The sequence below is a fragment of the Amycolatopsis sp. BJA-103 genome, assembly GCF_002849735.1.
Taxonomy (GTDB): Bacteria; Actinomycetota; Actinomycetes; order Mycobacteriales; family Pseudonocardiaceae; genus Amycolatopsis.
On sequence record NZ_CP017780.1, the window covers coordinates 8,751,421 to 8,770,402 of the forward strand.

At 69.1% G+C, this 18,982-nt stretch carries 16 protein-coding genes; 6 read left to right on the top strand and 10 right to left on the bottom strand.

Features of this window, described 5'->3' with window-relative positions:
* The first annotated feature begins 54 nt into the window (after nucleotides 1-54).
* A complete protein-coding gene (locus BKN51_RS39695) occupies nucleotides 55-1,458 on the top strand; it encodes an FAD-dependent monooxygenase (RefSeq protein ID WP_101612445.1) in 1,404 nt (467 codons plus the stop codon).
* Here the strand turns inward: BKN51_RS39695 and BKN51_RS39700 are convergent.
* The 3 genes from BKN51_RS39700 to BKN51_RS39710 form a co-directional block, all read right to left on the bottom strand.
* Nucleotides 1,434-2,405 carry a CHAD domain-containing protein gene (locus tag BKN51_RS39700; protein WP_101612446.1) on the bottom strand — a complete coding sequence of 324 codons (972 nt, stop codon included), beginning with the start codon at nucleotides 2,403-2,405 and terminating at the stop codon, nucleotides 1,434-1,436. The genes BKN51_RS39695 and BKN51_RS39700 overlap by 25 nt on opposite strands.
* Before the next feature lie 125 nt (nucleotides 2,406-2,530).
* Nucleotides 2,531-3,517, bottom strand: coding sequence for a 2,3,4,5-tetrahydropyridine-2,6-dicarboxylate N-succinyltransferase (gene dapD / locus BKN51_RS39705; protein ID WP_101612447.1), 987 nt, complete (start codon nucleotides 3,515-3,517; stop codon nucleotides 2,531-2,533).
* 28 nt (nucleotides 3,518-3,545) lie between these two features.
* Nucleotides 3,546-3,935, bottom strand: coding sequence for a hypothetical protein (locus BKN51_RS39710; RefSeq protein ID WP_233223099.1), 390 nt, complete (start codon nucleotides 3,933-3,935; stop codon nucleotides 3,546-3,548).
* 49 nt (nucleotides 3,936-3,984) lie between these two features.
* On the opposite strand from BKN51_RS39710, the gene dapE reads away from it, so the two are divergent.
* On the top strand, nucleotides 3,985-5,058 hold the full coding sequence (dapE, locus tag BKN51_RS39715; protein WP_101612449.1) for a succinyl-diaminopimelate desuccinylase: 1,074 nt from the start codon (nucleotides 3,985-3,987) through the stop codon (nucleotides 5,056-5,058).
* Here the strand turns inward: dapE and BKN51_RS39720 are convergent.
* Together BKN51_RS39720 and BKN51_RS39725 are read right to left on the bottom strand one after the other, a co-directional pair.
* Nucleotides 5,051-5,941 (bottom strand): aminoglycoside phosphotransferase family protein, encoded by an 891-nt coding sequence (locus BKN51_RS39720; protein ID WP_101612450.1) that lies wholly within the window; start codon nucleotides 5,939-5,941, stop codon nucleotides 5,051-5,053. The genes dapE and BKN51_RS39720 overlap by 8 nt on opposite strands.
* Nucleotides 5,938-7,191, bottom strand: a complete 1,254-nt coding sequence (locus tag BKN51_RS39725; RefSeq protein WP_101612451.1) for a helix-turn-helix domain-containing protein — start codon at nucleotides 7,189-7,191, stop codon at nucleotides 5,938-5,940. Before BKN51_RS39725 ends, BKN51_RS39720 begins: the two co-directional genes overlap by 4 nt.
* Nucleotides 7,192-7,302: 111 nt before the next feature.
* Here BKN51_RS39725 and BKN51_RS39730 point away from each other — a divergent pair, with 111 nt between their 5' ends.
* Nucleotides 7,303-8,067, top strand: coding sequence for a DUF3152 domain-containing protein (locus BKN51_RS39730; protein ID WP_101612452.1), 765 nt, complete (start codon nucleotides 7,303-7,305; stop codon nucleotides 8,065-8,067).
* A gap of 366 nt (nucleotides 8,068-8,433) precedes the next feature.
* On the opposite strand, the gene BKN51_RS39735 is transcribed toward BKN51_RS39730, so the two are convergent.
* The 5 genes from BKN51_RS39735 to BKN51_RS39755 all read right to left on the bottom strand — a co-directional run bounded on the left by BKN51_RS39735 (nucleotide 8,434) and on the right by BKN51_RS39755 (nucleotide 15,487).
* Nucleotides 8,434-9,489 carry a chitinase gene (locus tag BKN51_RS39735; protein ID WP_101612453.1) on the bottom strand — a complete coding sequence of 352 codons (1,056 nt, stop codon included), beginning with the start codon at nucleotides 9,487-9,489 and terminating at the stop codon, nucleotides 8,434-8,436.
* A 203-nt stretch (nucleotides 9,490-9,692) separates the two neighbouring features.
* Complete coding sequence (locus BKN51_RS39740; protein ID WP_101612454.1) at nucleotides 9,693-11,291, bottom strand: M20/M25/M40 family metallo-hydrolase; 1,599 nt, start codon at nucleotides 11,289-11,291, stop codon at nucleotides 9,693-9,695.
* An 88-nt stretch (nucleotides 11,292-11,379) separates the two neighbouring features.
* Nucleotides 11,380-13,644: a M4 family metallopeptidase gene (locus BKN51_RS39745; RefSeq protein WP_101612455.1), complete on the bottom strand. Its 2,265-nt coding sequence runs from the start codon at nucleotides 13,642-13,644 to the stop codon at nucleotides 11,380-11,382.
* Nucleotides 13,645-13,922: 278 nt separating this feature from the next.
* A complete protein-coding gene (locus BKN51_RS39750) occupies nucleotides 13,923-15,245 on the bottom strand; it encodes a helix-turn-helix domain-containing protein (RefSeq protein WP_101612456.1) in 1,323 nt (440 codons plus the stop codon).
* A 38-nt stretch (nucleotides 15,246-15,283) separates the two neighbouring features.
* Complete coding sequence (locus BKN51_RS39755) at nucleotides 15,284-15,487, bottom strand: DUF397 domain-containing protein (protein WP_168214499.1); 204 nt, start codon at nucleotides 15,485-15,487, stop codon at nucleotides 15,284-15,286.
* A gap of 142 nt (nucleotides 15,488-15,629) precedes the next feature.
* On the opposite strand from BKN51_RS39755, the gene BKN51_RS39760 reads away from it, so the two are divergent.
* The 3 genes from BKN51_RS39760 (at nucleotide 15,630) to BKN51_RS39770 (ending at nucleotide 18,969) form a co-directional block, all read left to right on the top strand.
* The gene (locus BKN51_RS39760; RefSeq protein ID WP_101612457.1) at nucleotides 15,630-17,492 is read left to right on the top strand and encodes a glycoside hydrolase family 9 protein; all 1,863 of its coding nucleotides are present in this window, start codon (nucleotides 15,630-15,632) and stop codon (nucleotides 17,490-17,492) included.
* Between the two features lie 113 nt (nucleotides 17,493-17,605).
* A complete protein-coding gene (locus BKN51_RS39765; RefSeq protein WP_101612458.1) occupies nucleotides 17,606-18,391 on the top strand; it encodes a TIGR00730 family Rossman fold protein in 786 nt (261 codons plus the stop codon).
* On the top strand, nucleotides 18,391-18,969 hold the full coding sequence (locus tag BKN51_RS39770; protein ID WP_101612459.1) for a TIGR00730 family Rossman fold protein: 579 nt from the start codon (nucleotides 18,391-18,393) through the stop codon (nucleotides 18,967-18,969). The genes BKN51_RS39765 and BKN51_RS39770 overlap by 1 nt, the downstream gene beginning before the upstream one ends.
* The last annotated feature ends 13 nt before the right edge of the window (nucleotides 18,970-18,982 follow it).

The following is an 18,982-nucleotide window of genomic DNA, read 5'->3' on the forward strand; positions in this document are numbered from 1 at the left end:
AGCAACGGTCATAGTGAATCAAGATTCACTGAATCGCAATTCACTGGAGGTGGGATGATGAAGGTACTGATCGCGGGGGCGGGGCCGACCGGGCTCACGCTGGCCATCGACCTCGCGCGCCGCGGTGTCGACGTGCGGATCGTGGAGAAGGCCGAGACGTTTTTCGAGGGTTCACGCGGCGATGGTCTGCAGCCGCGCACGCTGGAGGTCTTCGAAGACCTCGGCGTCCTGGACGCGGTGCTGGCCGCCGGGCAGGCGCCGGTGCCCCTGAAGATCCACCTGGGCGGTGAGGTCGTCGGAGAGCGGATGATGGCCGAGCTCACCGAGCCGACCCCGGACGTGCCCTATCCGAACAGCTACTTCCTCGGCCAGTCGCGGACCGAGGGGATCCTGCGGGACCGGCTCGCCGAGTTCGGGGTCCGGGTCGAGCTCGGCACCCCGCTGACCGGCTTCGAGCAGGACGCCGATGGCGTGACCGCGGAACTGCCGGGCGAGCGGATCCGGGTCGACTACCTCGTCGGCGCGGACGGCGGTAAGAGCTTCGTGCGCAAGGCGCTCGGCATCGCGTTCGAGGGCACCACCGACGAATCGATCCGCATGCTGCTGGGCGATGTCCAGGCCGAGGGCCTCGATCGCGCGTACGGGCACTGGTTCGCGAAGCCCGAGGACCCGATGGCGGGGATCGTGCTCACGCCGCTGCCCGGCGTCCCGCACTTCCAGTTCGGCGCGCCGCTCGGCGAGGAGGAGGTCGAGGCGTCACTGGGTACGCTGCAGGCCCACCTCGACGCGCTGTCCGGCGGCGGGGTCCGCCTGCACGATCTGACCTGGTCGACGGTGTGGCGACCGAACATCCGGCTGGCCGAGCGGTTCCGGGAGGGCCGCGTGTTCCTCGCGGGCGACGCCGCGCACGCCCACCCGCCCACCGGCGGGCAGGGGCTCAACACCGGCGTGCAGGACGCGTACAACCTGGGCTGGAAACTCGCCGACGGGTCGCGCGAGCTGCTCGACAGCTACGAGCCCGAGCGGCGCGGGGTCGCGGCGCGGGTACTGAAGATCAGCACGGAGATCCTCGAGAAGTACACCGAGGGCGCGGACGACGCCTTCGAGCGCGGCGAGAACACCCGCCAGCTCGACATCGGCTACCGCGGCGGCCCGCTCGCGCCGGAGGCGACCGGCCGGATCCGGCCCGGTGACCGCGCGCCGGACGCGCCGCTGAAGGACGCGAACGGCAAGCCCGTCCGGCTGTTCGAGCTGCTGCGCGGCCCGCGGGCGACGGTGCTGGTGTTCGGCGACGGTCCCGCTCCCGAAGGCGCGCGCCGGATCCTTCCCGCGGGCAGCACGCTGTCCGACGAGGACTTCGAGGACGTCGGCGGGCACGCCTTCGCCGCGTACGAAGCCGGGAACGGGCGGCAGGTGCTGATCCGCCCGGACGGCTACATCCGCGGGCTCACCGCCTGAGCGGCGGCGTCGACCTCCGCCCAGACATCGCGCCACACGGCACGGACCTCGGCCCGGCGCAGCAACTCCTTCTCCGCGACCCGGCCCGCGATGAAGGCGACTTCGGAATCGACCGAACTCACCACGTCGCGCATGCGATCGGCCGCGATACAGGCGTCTTGGTGGTCACCGAGAACGGTCTGAAGGTCCTTCGTCGCCTTGATCAGCTGCTGGATCCTCGCCGCCTGCTTCTTCTTCGCGGCCGGCTTCGCCATCTCGGCTGCGTAGCGCAGCTTCTTGCCGTAGATGCGAAGCGCGTGAAGGTCGTCATCCGGCGGGTTGGAGGGAAGCGCCTTCACGGCCTTCGCGAGCTTTCGATGCGGCTTCGCGAGACCGGCGACCAGGTCGGCCGACGTGGGAGCGGCCTCGGACGTGGGTTCCTCGGCGGCGGGTTGCCGGGCGAGACGGCCGATGTCCTGCAGCATCGAGGCGTAGCGGGGGCTGGCGAGCGCGCGGGTGAGCCGCCGTTTCGCGACCCCGCGGTCGGTGACGAACTTCGAAACCAGGCGGCGCGCGGCGGGCTGGTCGCGCACCTCGAACTCGGCGACGACCTCGCGGAGATGTCCGATCAGGACGTCGAAGTCGCGGACGTCGCCGAGCGACTGGCCGAGCCAGCCGAGTTCGGCGCGAACGGGCTCGGCGTCCGGGCCGACGAGGCGGCCCGAGAGTTTGAGGACGCTCCGCATCCGGCGCAGCGCGACCCGCATCTGGTGCAGATCTTCGGGGTCGGCGCCGGATTTGGTGCCGGGCTCGTGCGCGAGGAGCGCGCGGATCTCGACGTCGAGTTTGACCCGGACGTGAGTGGCCGCCGGATCGTCCGGCCCGGCTTTCGCGGGACGGTCGCCGAGCCCGAGCGCGGCCGGAGTGGTCGAAGGGACGTTCTTGCGCGGCAGGGTCTCGGCTGTCACAAGATGAATTCTAGGTGAACCGGCAAGGTGGTCCAGGCCGTGAGAGCGGCACCGGACGCTATGAAAGGCCCGTTACTTGCAAAATTTGCAAGTAACGGGCCTTTCATGTCACGCGCGACCGCAGGTCAGTTGGCGTGCAGGGCCGCGTTCAGCTCGATGCCGACGCCGGTGCGCGCGACGACCTCGACGGCGCCGGTCCCGGAGTTCCGCCGGAACACCGCGCCCGAGATGCCGGACAGCTCCAGTGCCTTCACGACCTTGCCCTCGAAGCTCACCTTCGTGCCCGCGGTGACGTACAGGCCCGCCTCGACGACCGAGTCGTCGCCGAGCGAGATGCCGACGCCGCCGTTCGCGCCGATCAGGCAGCGCTCGCCGATCGAGATGGTCTCCTTGCCGCCGCCGGACAGCGTGCCCATGATCGACGCGCCGCCGCCGACGTCGGAGCCGTCACCGACGACGACGCCCGCCGAGATGCGGCCTTCGACCATCGAGGCGCCGAGCGTGCCGGCGTTGAAGTTGACGAAGCCCTCGTGCATGACCGTGGTGCCGTTGGCCAGGTGCGCGCCGAGACGCGCGCGGTCGGCGTCGCCGATGCGGACGCCGGTGGGCACGACGTAGTCCACCATCCGCGGGAACTTGTCCACGCTGTAGACGGTGACGTTGCCGCGTGCCCGCAGCCGCAGCCGGGTCGCCTCGAAGCCCTCGACGGGGCACGGCCCGTGGTTGGTCCACACGACGTTCGCCAGAAGGCCGAAGATGCCGTCCAGGCTCGCGCCGTGCGGCCGGACCAGCCGGTGCGACAGCAGGTGAAGGCGCAGGTAGACGTCGTGCGTGTCGCCGGGGGCGTCGGCGAGACGGGCGATGGTCGTGCGGACCGCGACGACCTCGACACCGCGATCGGTGTCCGGGCCGAGCTGGGCGGCGGCGGCCTCGCCGAGGGCCTCGGTGGCCTCTTCGGCGGTCAGCCGGACCGTGCCGGCCTTGCCCTCGGTGCCGCTGGTCAGCTTGGGCAGCGGGAACCAGGTGTCCAGCACCGTCCCGTCGCTGGTGACGGTGGCCAGTCCGACGCCGGTGGCGCCGGTCGTTTCGGGATCAGGGGTCTGCTCGCTCACGCCCTGAACGGTAACCCAGTGACCTGCGTCAACCGCCGACGAGGCTCTGCACCGTGGTCAGCGCCGCCGACATGTCGGTGAGCGCCTGGGTGCACGGCCCGCCGGGCGCCGCCTGGTCCTGGCAGTTCGTGGTGCGGAAGACGGAGATCGGCCGGTCGAGCGCCTCGGCGTTCGGCACCAGGTCCGGCCTGCGCTTGCGGACGTTGCCCGCCGCGCCGGAGAGTTCGGTGACGTACTTCTGGCAGCCCTTGGGCGATTCGGTTCCCGGCGCCAGGTAGCACCGGTCCGTGGTCAGCGCCTTGAGCTTGATCGGCAGCACGTCCGGCCCGGTGCTGCGGGTGGGCTTCACGGTGACCGGGACCTCGTTCGCCCCGCAGCCGCTGACCACCAGGAGCAGGGCGACCAAGATCGTTCTCATGCGCACACCTTTCACGGTAGCCCTGCGGCTCCGCCGGTACGGTGCTGGCATGCCTTCGCTCGATCTGCACGCGGACCCCGTCGACCTCACCGCCGCGCTGGTGGACATCTTCAGCGTCTCGGAAGAGGAGAAGGTCGTCGCGGACGCCGTGCAGGCCGCGCTGGAAACGCAGGCCCCGCATCTCGAGGTGATCCGCAACGGTGACGCGGTCCTCGCCCGCACGAACCTCGGCCGCCCTTCGCGGGTGCTGCTGGCCGGGCATCTCGACACCGTGCCGGTCAACGAGAACATGCCGGTGCGCCGTGAGGGGACCGGTGACGACGAGGTCCTGCACGGTCTGGGCACCGTCGACATGAAGAGCGGCGACGCCGTCTTCCTGCACCTCGCGGCTGCCCTGCGCGAGCCGAAGCACGACGTCACCTTCGTGTTCTACGACTGCGAAGAGATCGAAGCGACGAAGAACGGTCTCGGCCGTATCGAGCGCGAGCTGCCCGAGTGGCTGCACGCCGATCTCGCGATCCTCGGCGAGCCGTCGAACGGCGGTATCGAGGGTGGCTGTCAGGGCACGATGCGGATCGAGATCCGCGTCGAAGGCGTACGAGCGCACACCGCGCGCGGCTGGATGGGCGTCAACGCGATCCACGGCCTCGCCGAACCACTGCGCAGGCTGGCCGAGTACACGCCGCGCGTGGTCGACATCGACGGCCTGACCTACCGCGAAGGCCTGCAGGCCACGAAGATCGGCGGCGGTGTCGCGGGCAACGTCGTGCCGGACGAGGCCGTGCTCACGATCAACCACCGGTTCGCCCCCGACCGCAGTGCCGAAGCCGCAGAGGCGCACCTTCGCGAGGTCTTCGAGGGCTATGACGTCAAAGTTGTCGACTTGTCGCCAGGGGCATTGCCCGGTCTGAGCGCCCCCGCCGCGGCCGAGCTGGTCGCCGCGGCAGGCGGCAAGGCGGTCGCGAAGCTGGGCTGGACCGACGTCGCGCGCTTCGCGGCTCTCGGGATTCCGGCGGTGAACTTCGGCCCCGGCGACCCGACGCTGGCGCACACGCGGCAGGAGAACGTGCGGGCGGGCGAGATCCGGCAGGTCGCCGCGGTGCTGCGCGAGTTCCTCAGCTAGCCAGGGCGAGCAGCTCGTCGATCGCCCGCTCCGCACCGCCGTAGGTGAGGAACGAGATGGCGAACATGGGCGCGACCACCCGGCTCCAGGCGTAGAGCCTGTCTCCGTCGAGACCGCAGGCGTCCGCCACCACGTGACACCGGGCCTCGACCCCTTCGTGCTCGGCGCCGGACACGACGTAGTCCACGGCGTCGAAGCACGGGTCGCCCACGCACGCCTTCGGATCGATCGCGATCAGGCCGCGCGACGGGCCGCCGTCCAGGGCGTTGCCGAGGTGCAGATCGCCGTGGAGCAGTACGACGCCTGCCTGGGTGTCCAGCAGCGCCGCGCAACGGTCGATCGCGCGTTGCCAGGTGTCCTGGCCGATCCGGGCGTTGATGGCCGGTTCGGCCAGCCTCTTGCCGATCCGGGCGAAGGACTCCTCGAACCGGCCGCGCAGACTCGACGGCCAGCCCGCGGGCGGGGCCACGGCGTGCAGCGAGGTGAGCAGATCACCCCATAGACGCGGCAAGGTCTCCGCCGGCAGGTCTTCGGCCGGGGTGCCCGGCTGGATCTCCTCCAGCACCATCGCGCCGGCGTCCGCGTCGGCGGCCAGCACGGTGGGAACCCGGCCCGAGGGCGCGAACACGCGCAGCATTTCGACCTGTTTGGCCAGCAGCGCCCCGTCCGGGCTGAGCTTGAGCACCGCCGGGGTCCCGTCGGACCAGCGGCACCGCAGGACGACGGACGACGCTCCGCTTTCGAACAACTCGCCGAGCTCGAAGCCCCATCGCGAGGCCAGTCGCGCGGCGAGGGCCGGAACCTCGGCGAGCCACCCTTCGGCGTCCGGGCCGAATCGGCTCGCCAACCGGGCGCCGACGTCTTCCAGGTCCACTTCGGTCATTTCGGAACGTCCTCCTCGGCGCCGAGCAGGAGGAGTCCCCGCCGCAACAGATCTGCGGCCTCTTCTGAGCGCCCCTGGTCGCGAAGCAGTTCTCCCGCCTTGTCGATTGAAGCAGCCAGGACGCCGCGGGCGTCGCGGAGGGCGGCGACGTCGATGGCGTGCGCGAAGCCCGCTTCGGCTGATTCGAGGTCTCCGCGAGCCAGGGCCAGCGAGCCCTGCTGGAACGTGAGTGACGCGGAGTGCGGTGAGTCCGCAGGGATGGCTTCGGCCGCTTCGGCGAGCAGTGCGGCGGCGTCGTCGAGACGACCGAGATCGCGGCAGACGTCGGCGAGTTCCAAGGTGACGGCGTGATCGGGCACGGCCGCTCGGGACGCGCGAAGGTCCGCGAGGGCGCCTTCGGGATCGTCGGCACGCCGGGCCAGCGCCCGCGCGAACAGGCACCGGGCCAGCACCGGCCGCAGGGCGCGCTCGTGGAGCAGGTCGTGCAGGACCGACACGGCGGCGACGGCGTCGGCCACCCGTCCGTCGGCGAGATAGGTCTCGGCGAGCCGGTGCTGGTTCCCGGTCAGTTCGGTCAGGATCTCCTCGTCGCCGCGCGACAACCGCAGCGCCTCGCCCGCGTGGTGCGCGGCCTGGGCGGTCTCGCCGAGGCGGAGCCTGCCGTCGGCGAGGTACGCGTGCAGGGTCAGCAGGAGCACCGGATGCGGATGGCGGTCGAGGCTCGCGTCGAGCGCCGTCCGGAGCAGATGCATCGCGTGGTGCGGCTCGCCACGGCCGATCAGGACGTTCGCCCGCAGCGCGGCGGCCACTTCGCGGTACGGCGGGATGTCGTCGCCCAGGGCGGCTTCGGCGGCGGCCACCAGCCGCGACCGGGCGTCGCCCTCGGTGAAGCGCGCGAGCCACAGCCAGGCGAGTCCGGCCTGACGGTCGCGCCCGATCTTCTCCGCCCGCCGCACCAGCCGCCGCATCTGGGGAGCCGACCCGTTCCCCGCGAGGAACTCCGCCGCGGCCGCCGCGATGTCCAGATCGAGCCGGACGTCGTCGCGGGGCGAGGTCACGCCGAGCAGTTCGCCGGTGTCCACCCCGAGCCGCGCGGCGAAGTGGCGCAACGCGTCGCCGGACGGCGTCCGCGCCCCCGTTTCGACGGACGAGACGTACGCGGCGGTGTAGTGCGGTTCGGCGAGTTCGCGCTGGGTGAGGCCGCGTTCGGCGCGCAGCCGCCGCAGTCGTCCGCCGACCTCCTCGCCCATGACCGAGAACGATACGGCCGAACGCGCCGCAAGGTTGCGCGCGTGGTCCCACAACCTCTCGCGGCTCCGGTACGTATCCCCATATGTGAACGAAGACCTCCGGGAGGGCCGATGACCGCGCGCCGGGCTCTGGCCGTCGTCGTGTGCGCCCTGGTGGTGGCCGGCTGTGAAGCTCACTCGATCGCCCCTCCCGTGGTGACCCCGGCGCCCGCCGTTTCGGCTCCGGTTCCGTCTTCGACTCCTTCGCCGAAGCCCGTGCTGGCACCGCCGTCCGCCGCGATCGCCTTCCCGCCGGCGGGATCCGGTCAGTGGCTCTTCCCCGGCGGCGAAGGTCCGGTCGCCGGGCAGGCCGGAAGGCTGCTGCGGTACCGCGTCGCCGTCGAAGCCGACGTCGCCGGCGTGAGCCCGGACGGTTTCGCCCAGGCCGTCGAGTCCACTTTGAGCGATCCGCGCGGCTGGACCGGCGGCGGACGTTGGCGGCTCCAACGCGTCGGCCCGGACGGACCGTTCGACTTCACGCTCTACCTCGCGACGCCGAAAACGCGCGACGTGTTGTGCGGCAGGCCGGACGGCTACACCTCTTGCCGCAACGGGAACAGCGTCGTGCTCAACGTCGCGCGCTGGGCGAACGGCGTCCCCGGTTATGGCGCGCCGCTGACGGTCTATCGCCAGTACATGGTCACGCACGAGGTGGGGCACCGGCTCGGACGCGGGCACGAGACCTGCCCCGTGCCGGGCGCCCTCGCACCGGTGATGCAGCAGCAGACCCTCGGCCTGCACGGCTGCGCGCCGAATCCGTGGCCCTATCCGGACGGGACGCAGTACTCGGGCCCGTCGGGGGAGTACGACGATCCGATCCCGCGCGGAGACTCGTGAGTGGTAAGGACGGTTAGAGCGGAGGATGTTTGATGATGAAGGAATGGGGACGTTGAGCGTCCCGATTCCTTCATCGTCGAGGGGTCGCTCCGGTCTTGGTACTTGATCAACGGAGGATCGGGGACACTCAACGTCCCCGATCCTCCGTCGATCAAGACCGTGCCACCCCCGCAACCTCGCGAACGGCAGCCGAGCGGGGAAGATTTGGGACGTTGAACGTCTCAAATCCTCCCCACTCGCCCACATCGGCATCCAGAACAAGCGCTACAAGCCACCGAGATGACATCAGGATCCAGTGGGTAAGCAAATACAGGTCCACCAGAACCGTCCTTACCACTCACGAGGCCCACTACCTGCTCGCGCTGTTTAGCGGCCCTGCAGTGACCTCACGTTGTTCCCGAAGGTCCAGTTCCGCGAGCCGTCCCAGTTGATCGACCAGGTCATCAGGCCCTTCAGCGCCGGAATGCTGCGGTACGCCTGGGAAACCAGGCTCGGCGACATGTAACCGCCACCGGCACCGGCCTGCGCGGGCAGACCCGGGGCCTGCTTGTCGTAAGGAACGCGGATCGTCTGGCCCTGGATCACCAAGCCCTTGTCGAGGCAGTTCGTCTGCGCGACGAAACCCTGAACTGTGCCCGCCTGGTACGAATCGCCGGAGCAGCCGTACATGCTTCCGTTGTAGTACTGCATGTTCAGCCACCACAGCTTGCCGTTGTCCGCGTACTTCTTGATGATCGGCAGGTACGCGCCCCAGATCGAGCCGTAGACGACGCTGCCGCCGGTGACGTAGGCGGTCTCGGGTGCCATGGTGAGCCCGAAGTTCGGCGGCATCGCGGCGAGCACGCCGTCGATGATGCGGATGAGGTTCTTCTGCGACGCGGAAAGCGTGCTGATGTTCCCGTTGCCCACGAGGCCGGTCTCGATGTCGATGTCGATCCCGTCGAAGTTGTACTTCTTCAGGATCGGCACGATGGTCGCGACGAATTTGTCCGCCACCGTCGTCGAGTTCAGGTCGATGCCCGCGGTGGCACCGCCGATGGACATCAGGATCGTCGCGCCCGCGTCCTTCGCGGCGCACATTTCGGACGGGGTCGCGACCTTCACAGTCGCGTCCATCCCATCCTCCCATTTGGCCGTTCCGTCGGACAGGATGACCGGAAAGGCAGCGTTGATCACGTTGTACCCGTTGGCCTTGATCCGCGCGTCGGTGATCGGGATCCAGCCCATCGGCGGATGGACGCCGTTCGCGGCGCCGTCCCAGTTTTCCCAATAGCCCTGCAGGATCTTGCCCGCGGGCTTCGATTTGACCGCGCAGACTTCGGCGTCCACCGAGGCCTGCGCCGGGGTCAGGACGACGAGTGTGGTGACGGCGAGTACCGCCGCGCCGGTGATTGCGAGCAGCCGTGAGACGCGACCGAACATACCCAGCTCCCATCTCGAAAGCGGTTGTGAACGAACAGGAAGCGGCCGTTCGGCTCAACATAGGTCGCCGTGCATGAGTGGCGCTACCGACGATCGGGTGGTCTAGACCAGATATCGAAGAGTTGTCCGAAATTCTCTTCCACGCACGAAGGCCATCTCACGAGGCCGGGTGTCCTCGTGAGATGGCCTTCTCATTCAGATGGTCAGACGGTGATCGACCAGCTGTCGAGCGTGCCGGTGTCCTGCGCGTAGGCGTCGTAGAGCACGAGCGTCCAAGTGCCGGAAGCGGCTTCGTTGGTCACCGGGACCGAGTAGGTCCGGGTGCCCAGGTCGGTGCAGGGCAGGGAACCGGTGGCCTTGACCGAGTACGTGCTGCCGTCGGGGGCCTTCAGGCTGATCCGGAGGTCCTCGGAGCAGGTGTGGGTACCGGTGACGGTCACCTTCACCGGGGAAACGGCGTTGCCGGTCGCGGAGGAGGTGATCGGGCTGTTCACCGTGGCGTAGTCGTTCAGCGCGAAGTCGGTGCCGTTGCTGAACGTGCGCACGCTGACGTTGCCGACGGTGAGCGTGTACTGAGCCGTGCGGTCCACCGCGGTTCCGTCACCGAGCACCGTGATCGTGCTGGTGCCGTTGGGAGTGCTCGCCGACGTCGCGATGGTGAGCGTCGAGGAAGCGCCGGACTGCACCGAAGCCGGGTTGAACGTCGCGGTCGCCCCGGCGGGAAGACCGCTGGCGCTCAGCGAAACCGCTTGCGCCGCACCGGAAGTCGTCGCGGTGTTCACCGTGACGGTCGCCGACTGTCCCGGTTGGACGGTGCCGGAAGCAGGCGAGAGACCGAGCGAGAAGTCGGGACCCGTCGAGGTGCCGACGGCGAGCTTCCAGACCGCGTAGGCGATCGCGTCGCTGTTCTTCTCCAGCGGGGTGTCCGGGATGTTGGAGAGCGTGTCGCAAGCGCGGTGGTAGCAGCTGTCGAACGGCGCACCCGCGGTGCCGCCCCACTTCGTCCGCTGCGCGGCGCTCTTCGTGTATCCGGCGCCGGTCGCGAGACCGCCGACCGGGATGCCCGCGCTCTTGAACGACGCGTGGTCGGACCGGCCGTCGCCCTCCGTGTCGCCCTCGGTCTGGATGCCGATCGAGCTGAAGTACTCGTCGAACACCGACTTGACCGAAGCGACGTCGTCGTAGACGAAGTAGCCCCAGTTGTCGGAGCCGATCATGTCGAAGTTCAAGTAGGTCTTGATCTTCGTGCGCTCGGCGGCGGGCAGGTTGGCGACGTAGTGCTTGGACCCGCGCAGGCCGGATTCCTCGTCGGCCCACCAGCCGAAGCGGACCCGCTTGGCCATCGTCGGGTTCTCACGGGCCAGGGTCAGCGCGACTTCGAGGATCGAGGCCGAGCCCGAACCGTTGTCGTTGATGCCGGGACCGGCGGCGACGCTGTCGAGGTGCGCGCCGAGCATGAGGACCTGGTTGGCGTCACCCTGCGGCCATTCCGCGATGATGTTCTGGCTCTGGCCCGCGCAACTCGTGCAGGTCTGCAGCGTGACGTTGTAGCCCGCGTCGCGCAGCTTCTGCGCCACATAGGACACCGACGCCGTGTAACCCGACCGTCCCGAGGCGCGGTTGCCGCCGTTCTGGTTGGCGATCGTCTGCAGCGAACTCAGGTGCGCCTTGATATTGGCGAGGGAGATGTCCGGTGCGGCGTTGAGGTTCGCGGCCGTGACGGCCTGCGCGGGTGTCACGACGACACCCAGTACGGCGGCCATACCGACGACGGCCGCTCCTATTCGCTTTCCCCACTTCATGCCGGGGTTTTCCTTCCTGGAGGGGTTTGCGTGAAGGACTCCTTCCCTCAGCCGAGCCGAGGGAAGGAGTCCTTCACGCGAGAGAGAGCTAGAGAGTGATCGACCAGCTGCTGAGCGTGCCGGTGTCCTGCGCGTAGGCGTCGTAGACCACGAGGGTCCAGGTGCCTGCCGCGACTTCGTTGGTCACCGGGACCGAGTAGTTCCGGGTACCGAGGTCGGTGCAGGGCAGGGAACCGGTGGCCTTGACCGAGTACGTGCTGCCGTCGGGGGCCTTCAGGCTGATGCGAAGGTCCTCGGAGCAGGTGTGGGTACCGGTGACGGTCACCTTCACCGGCGACACGGCGTTGCCGGTCGCGCTCGAGGTGATCGGGCTGTTCACCGTGGCGTAGTCGTTCAGCGGGTAGTCGGTTTCGTTGCTGAACGTCCGGATGTTGGTGCCGGTGCCGACGGTCAGCTTGTACTGCACGGTGTGCGCGCCGCTGGTCCCGGTCCCGGTCACCGTGATGGTGCTGGTGCCCTCAGGGGTGCTCGCCGACGTCGCGATGGTGAGCGTCGAGGAGGCACCGGACTGGACCGAAGCCGGGTTGAACGTCGCGGTCGCCCCGGCGGGGAGGCCGGAGGCGGTGAGCGCCACGGTCTGCGCCGCACCGCTGACGGTCCCGGTGTTCACCGTGGTGGTGGCCGACTCGCCAGGCTTGACGGTACCGGCCGCCGGGGTGATGCCGACCGAGAAGTCGGGACCGGACGGCGTGCACGAGGTCGGCTCACCGGTGGCCGCGGTGACACTGATCGCGTCCCATGCCGCCTTGGTGGTGTTGAACTCGGTGCAGGAAGTCGGGTACAGCGCGAGCGCCGCTTCCAGGGTCGCCTTGCGGGCGGCCTTGTGGTTCCAGCCGGAGGTCTTCTTCAGCAGGCCGTTGTAGAAGATCTTCGCGGCCTTCTGGATACCGATGCCGGTGATCGAGGTGTTGTTGCAGGTCGGGCTCGCCGGCTTGCCGACGGGCGCGGTGCCCTCGGCCAGCAGGTAGAACCAGTGGTTCTGCGGACCGGCCGCCGCGTGCACCTCGGTGCTCGGGATCGACGACGAGTAGCAGTTCGGGTTGCCCGAAACACGGCTCGGCTGGTTCATGTAGCGGATCGGGCCCTGGCCGACCAGGTTCACGCCCTCGCCGACGTCGTAGTCCGGGGTGTCCTTGGCGTTGTTGGCGTAGTGCTCGGTGATGGCGCCGAAGATGTCACCGGTGGACTCGTTGAGGCCGCCGTTCTCGTTGCCGCTGCCCGCGCCGCCCGGCGTGGTCTGGAAGATGGCGTGGCCGTACTCGTGCGCGACGACGTCCATCGGGGTGGCCTGGCGCTGGTTGTCCTGCGAGTGCCCGAAGGTGGTCGAGGAACCGTCCCAGTACGCGTTGACCTGGTTGAGGCCGACGGAGGCGGGGAAGCCGCCGCCGTTGCCGTTGATGCCGTTGCGGCCCAGCCACTCGCTGAGCATCTTCCACTCGGTCTGGACGCCGAAGAGCGTGTCGACACAAGCGGTTTCGAGGTTGGTGCCGGAACCGTTGCCCCAGTTGTCGTCGGGGCCGCTGTAGATCGCGCCGCTCTGCGGCTTGCAGCTGATGTTGGGGCGCTGCGGGTCGCGCATGGAGTAGGTGCCACCGGAGTTCGTCGTGTCGATGGTGACGTTGCCGACGTAGTAGCTGTTCCCGGCGCCCAGCGTGCTGACCTCGCCCGACGTGGCCTTCGGGGCGGTCGCGAAGTTCGACATCTTGACGTCGTCACGCGTCTGGAGGATCGCGCCGGTGGCGCCGTCCACGAAGACGTGCAGGTTGCTCGGCGTCGACGCCTTGGTGCCCGTGACGACGACCTCGTAGGCGAGCTTGGGAGAGTTCCCCGCCAGCACGACGAGCTTCGGCGCGGCCGCCTTGTCTACTTTGGACAGCTGCCCACGGGCGACCTCGGCCGCCTTCGCCGCGGTGATCTTGGCCTTGGTGTCGACCGAGATCGTCGCGGTCTCCGCGGCGGTGGTGCCGCGGACGCGCCCGGCGCCGTCGGTGACCACCACCGCGTCCCCGCCGACGACCGGCAGGCCACGGTAGGTCCGTTCGTAAGCGGCGTAGAAGAGTCCGCCGCCCCCCGGGGTCAGCCCGACGCGCTGGAAGCCTTCGTCGGCACCCTTCCGCAACTGGTCTACACCAGCTGCGGCGGCCTGGTCGGCGGCGCTCGCGGCGACGGCGTCAGGGCTCGCGGGTTGGATGGTCGCGGTGGCCGCGCTTGCCGGGATCACCGGAAGTGCGGCGCTCAGGGCAAGGCCGGCGATGGCCGCCAACCCTGTTCTGAGCCCTTGCTGAACGGTCATGTGGAACCTTCCATGGGCAGGACCGTGAACCCGGACGGCCATAGGCGCGACGGGGAATTCGACCGAGTCGGGGAGCACGGCGGGGGACGGGGAGCGTGTCCATTCGGATAACTGGAGTTATCTCGACGGACACGTCCGAGTAAAGGAGCCGGTCACGGCACCGTCAATGGGCCGGATGGCCTAGCGGTACTGGTGAAGATCAATATGCGAGGAATGAAATCCCTGTGTAGTAAGGCTTTTGCCGTCGGCCGCGATATATGGCGACTTTCGTATGGTTTTCAGTCCGATGGCCCGGAATCGGACATAGCGGCCGCGCGTACGCCACGCTGATAAGCGTCCGCCGCTTTGTCGATTAATCCGCGGGCCCGCAACGTGTCACCCAGATGCAGTGAAGTGGCGATGAGCGCGCCGCGTAATTCCGACTTTTCCTGTGCGGTGGCGGCTTCTTCGAGCAACGCGGTCGCTTCGGGCAGATCGCCGCGGGCGCGGGCGATGAGTCCCAGTAGTCGGAGAACCTCCGCCTTGGCTTCGATGTCGGGGGATCGATCCAGAAGCGGCCGGATCCCCTCGGCGAGTTCGGCGGCTTCGTCGAGTGCGCCTTGACGGCGGCGGACGTCGGCGAGTTCGATGGTCGCACCGAGGACGCCTTCGCGCGAACCGGCCTTGGCCAGAAGGTCGCGGGCGAGCAGGAGTTCGGCGTGCGCGTCGTCGAGTTTGCCCAGTCGTCGCCACAGGAAGCCGCGGGCCCACCGGCTCCGGGCGGCGTCCCGGTCGTACCCGATGGACGTGAACAGCCGCAGTGCCCGCGAAAGGTCCTTTTCGGCACGGTCGGCGAGGCCGATCGCCTGCCACAACTGCGCGGCCTGCCGGTGGTACCGGGCGGAGATGTCCTTGCGGCGGGCGGAAGCCAGCGCGCGCCGTCCTTCTTCGGCGGCCCGCCGCGCGCGGCGGAGCGCGCCCATTTCGATGAGCGGGTGGATCAGCGCGGTCACCAGCGCGAGTTCGGCGTCGGGGTCGACGGGGCCGGCGGCGCGGAGTCCGGCGAGCGCGGTTTCGGTCAGCGCGACCGACGCACCCAGGTCGCCCGACAGTGCGCGGCAGGCGGCGACGCGGTTGACGATCATCGCGCGCAACCTCGGTGAAGCCGCCTCGGCGAGTTCCATGGCGTGCGCGAACCCTTTGTCCGCCAGCGGGATGTCGTAGCGCTGCCAGTCGACCTCGCCGAGATAGAACCGCGCGTGGCACTGGACGTCGGGCAGCCGGTACGCGGCCGCGCGCTGTTCGATCCGCGCGAATTCGCGCTCGGCGGCTTCGAGCCCGCCTTGTTGCAATTCCCGATATGCACTTTCCAGTGCGTCGGTGAGTTCCCCGGCCGCGCCCGGCGGCCTGCCGAAGCGGAGTTCGTCCGCGGTCAGGCCGAGCCGCCGCGCGAGATGGGCCAGCACGTCGTCCGAGGGCGCGCGGGTGCCGGATTCGACCTTGGCGAGGAAGCCGCGGTCGTAGCGGGGCTCGGCGAGCTCACGCTGGGTCAGCCCGCGGGCCTGGCGCAACCGCCGGATCCGCGCGCCGAGTGGTTCGGCCTCGGTCGGCAACGACGGCACCGGACCAACGGTAGACGATTTCCCGGCGGTTTCCGGGGTCAGCCGATCAAGTGGGTGAGCAACGCGGCGAATCCGGGGGCGGGCACCACGAGAACCGGTCTGACCTCGGGCGGGAGTTCGCGCTGCTTGGTGTCGCGGATGCCGACGAGGTCACCGTCGGTGCCGACTTCGACGCAGGCGTTCTCCTCCCAGTGGGTGTAGCTGGATTTGTGCCAACCGCTCATGCGCTCGTTCCAGTTCATCCCGGTGGGATACCCACTGACCGGATGTCGAATCGTGTGACTTTTGCCCGGCGAATCGGACATATTGACGGCGCGGGCCCCGGCGGCTAGCGTCTTGCGCAATAAAAAGGAAACTTTCTTAACTAATTCGAGCGGGGCGCCGATGATGGTGAGTTCCTGGTCCCGGGCGGTGGCCGCGGTGTCGGCACTGGTCCTCGGGGGTTTGACGGTTCCGGTGGTTTCGGCCGCCGCGGCGGTGCGAGGCGAGGTGCGGGTCGATCAGGTCGGCTACGGCCTCACCGAGACCAAGTACGCCTATCTGCTGTCCAGCGCGCCGGGGTCGTTCTCGGTGGTCGACGAACGTGGCCGGACCGTCCATCGTGGACGGACAGGGCAGTCGCTCGGCGCGTGGAACGCGAAGTACCCGGCGGTGTACCAGCTCGACCTGTCGAAGGTCTGGCTGCCGGGCAAGTACCGGATCGAGGTCAGCGGCGAGACCAAGGCGACGTCGCCGACGTTCCGGGTGGACACGAAGGACCGGCTCTTCACGCCGCTCGTCCGCGCCACCAACGAGTTCTTCCAGGCACAGCGCGACGGCGACGACATCGTCCCCGGCCGTCTCGACCGCAAACCGTCGCATCTGGCCGACAAGCAGGCCACGGTCTACGACTGGCCGGTGTTCGTCGGCGAGGGCGGCGACGAGATCGCCGAACCGCTCAAGCCGATCGGCGGGCCGATCGACGTCGAGGGCGGCTGGGTCGACGCGGGCGACTTCGTCAAGTTCACCTCGAACACGGCGTATTCGCTGGCGGAGCTGGGATACGTGCTCCGCGAGGGTTACGACCCGGTACTGGCCAAGGAGGTCAAACTCGGCCTCGACTGGCTCGACAAGATGTGGGACCAGCAGAGCAAGACGCTGTACGCCCAGGTCGGGATCGGGACGGGCAGCGACAAGTTCGGCTTCCTCGGCGACCACGACGTCTGGCGGAACCCGCACGACGACGACCCGCTCGACGTGAAACCCGGTGACCCCAAGTACTTCGTCAAGCACCGGCCCGTCTTCCCGGCGAACCCCGGTGGTTCGGCGCTCAGCCCGAACCTGGCGGGCCGGGTGGCCGCGGCGTTCGCGCTCGGCGCGCAGGTCGAGGCGAAGCGGAACCCGGCACTGGCGCGGAAGTACCTAGCCGAAGCGGCTTCGGTGTTCGCGCAGGCCAAGACGAAGGACGTCGGCGAACTCGTCACCGCCTTCCCGCACGCGTACTACCCGGAATCGTCCTGGCGGGACGACATGGAACTCGGTGCGACGCAGCTCGCCCTGGCGGGCAAGGCGTTGCGGGACCCGAGGGCCGGCGAATGGACGCGGCAGGCGGCGCACTGGGCCAAGGCGTACATCGACCTCGAAGAGAAGAGCACGCTCAACCTGTACGACACCAGCGCGCTGGCGCACGCCGAACTGGCGAAGCTCCTGCGGCACGGTGTCCCGGGTGCCGCGCTCGGTCCGAAGGAACTGATCGGCGACCTGCGGCGTCAGCTCGACGAAGGTGTCGCGAACGCGGCGAAGAGTCCTTTCCGGACGGCTGTCTCGGTCAAGGACTTCGACGCCGCCAGCAAGAGCTTCGGGTTCGCCGCGACCGAGCGGCTGTACGCGGACGTGACCGGTGACCGGAAGTACGCGGCGTTCGGTTCGCAGCAGCGGAACTTCACCCTCGGCGCGAACGCGTGGGGTGTCTCGCTGGTCGTCGGCGTCGGCACGACGTCGCCGAAGTGCCCGCACCACCAGGCGGCGAACCTCGCGGGTGAGCAGAAGGTGCTCTACGGCGCGGTCGTGAATGGACCGAACGGCGCGGAACACTTCGCGGACCTGCCGTTCCCGGCCGGGGCGAAGGAGTGCACGAAGCCGTACGACGCCTTCGACACGACCGAGTCCCGCTACACCGACGACCTCGCCTCCTGGCCGAGCAACGAGCCCGCCATCGACTTCACCTCGACGGCCATGCTCGCGTTCGCGCTGACCGGACGCTCCTAACCGCCTTCGCGGGGCCCGCTCTCTCGGGCGGGCCCCGCGTTCGCGAATCCGACAACTCCTGTTCGCGGCGATGCTGCCGCTCCGGACGGTGACGACGTCGTAGTCTTGGTTGGGTGAGTGAGACAAGCGAGTTCCCCGACGGCCAGTACCCGGAACGTCCGATCGAACGCCACAAGGGCCCGGTCGTACTGCGGCGGGATCGCCGTGACCAGGGCAGCACCACCGACCAGCGCCTGCTGGACTCGCGGGGACCGAGTGACTGGGTGCACACCGACCCGTGGCGCGTGCTGCGGATCCAGGCGGAGTTCGTCGAGGGCTTCGGCGCGCTGGCCGAGGTGCCGCGCGCGGTGACCGTGTTCGGTTCGGCACGGACCAAACGGGACCACCCGGAGTACGAGCTCGGCCGCAAGATCGGCGGGGCGCTCGCGAACGCGGGCTTCGCGGTGATGACCGGCGGCGGCCCCGGCGCGATGGAAGCGGTGAACCGCGGCGCCAACGAGGCGGGCGGGTTCTCCGTCGGCCTCGGCATCGAGCTGCCGTTCGAGCAGGGCCTGAACCCGTGGGTCGACCTGGGCGTCAACTTCCGGTACTTCTTCGCCCGCAAGACGATGTTCATCAAGTACTCGCAGGCGTTCATCTGCCTGCCCGGCGGTTTCGGCACGCTCGACGAGCTGTTCGAGGCGCTCACCTTGGTGCAGACGAAGAAGGTCACGAAGTTCCCGGTCGTGCTGTTCGGCAGCGACTACTGGGGCGGCCTGTACGACTGGATCGCCAAGACGCTGCTCGCCGAGGGCAAAATCGGCGAGAAGGACCTCGACCTGCTGCACGTCACGGACGACATCGACGACGCCGTGAGCGTCGTGCAGACGTCGTACCAGGCATGGGAGGACACCCACTGATGGCGGCTCCGCGCCGGGTATGCGTCTTCTGCGGCTCCTCGATGGGCTTCGACCCGCGCTATGCCGATGAGGCACGGGCGCTGGGCACCCTGCTGGCCTCGCGCGGGATCGGGCTCGTCTACGGCGGCGCCTCGGTCGGGACCATGGGCGTCGTCGCGGACGCCGCGCTGGCCGCGGGCGGCGAGGTGATCGGCGTGATCCCGGAGGCGCTCGGCAGCGTCGAGATCGCGCACGCCGGCCTGACCGAACTGCACGTCGTCGCCGACATGCACCAGCGGAAGGCGAAGATGGCCGCGCTGTCCGACGGCTTCCTCGCGCTGCCCGGTGGGGCGGGGACGCTGGAGGAACTGTTCGAGGTCTGGACGTGGGCGCAGCTCGGGCTGCACGAGAAGCCGATCGGGCTGGTCGACGTCGGCGGGTACTACGCGCCGCTGCTGAAGTTCGCCGACCACATGGTGTCGGAGGGCTTCCTGTCGGCGGGGTACCGGGACATGCTCGCGATCGACTCGGACGCTTCTTCTCTTCTGGACGGCTTCGCGGACTACGTCCCTCCTCCACGACCCAAGTGGGCCAAGTAAGTGGCTTTGGTAC

Bases quoted from the DNA above. Each gene is read 5' to 3' on its own strand.
- BKN51_RS39770 (WP_101612459.1), top strand. From the start codon at position 18,391: ATGGCGGCTCCGCGCCGGGTATGCGTCTTCTGCGGCTCCTCGATGGGC.
- BKN51_RS39695 (WP_101612445.1), top strand. From the start codon at position 55: ATGATGAAGGTACTGATCGCGGGGGCGGGGCCGACCGGGCTCACGCTG.
- BKN51_RS39735 (WP_101612453.1), bottom strand. From the start codon at position 9,489: ATGTTCGGTCGCGTCTCACGGCTGCTCGCAATCACCGGCGCGGCGGTA.
- BKN51_RS39745 (WP_101612455.1), bottom strand. From the start codon at position 13,644: ATGACCGTTCAGCAAGGGCTCAGAACAGGGTTGGCGGCCATCGCCGGC.
- BKN51_RS39760 (WP_101612457.1), top strand. From the start codon at position 15,630: ATGATGGTGAGTTCCTGGTCCCGGGCGGTGGCCGCGGTGTCGGCACTG.
- BKN51_RS39720 (WP_101612450.1), bottom strand. From the start codon at position 5,941: ATGACCGAAGTGGACCTGGAAGACGTCGGCGCCCGGTTGGCGAGCCGA.
- BKN51_RS39740 (WP_101612454.1), bottom strand. From the start codon at position 11,291: ATGAAGTGGGGAAAGCGAATAGGAGCGGCCGTCGTCGGTATGGCCGCC.
- BKN51_RS39755 (WP_168214499.1), bottom strand. From the start codon at position 15,487: ATGAACTGGAACGAGCGCATGAGCGGTTGGCACAAATCCAGCTACACC.
- BKN51_RS39710 (WP_233223099.1), bottom strand. From the start codon at position 3,935: ATGAGAACGATCTTGGTCGCCCTGCTCCTGGTGGTCAGCGGCTGCGGG.
- BKN51_RS39725 (WP_101612451.1), bottom strand. From the start codon at position 7,191: ATGGGCGAGGAGGTCGGCGGACGACTGCGGCGGCTGCGCGCCGAACGC.
- BKN51_RS39730 (WP_101612452.1), top strand. From the start codon at position 7,303: ATGACCGCGCGCCGGGCTCTGGCCGTCGTCGTGTGCGCCCTGGTGGTG.
- dapE (WP_101612449.1), top strand. From the start codon at position 3,985: ATGCCTTCGCTCGATCTGCACGCGGACCCCGTCGACCTCACCGCCGCG.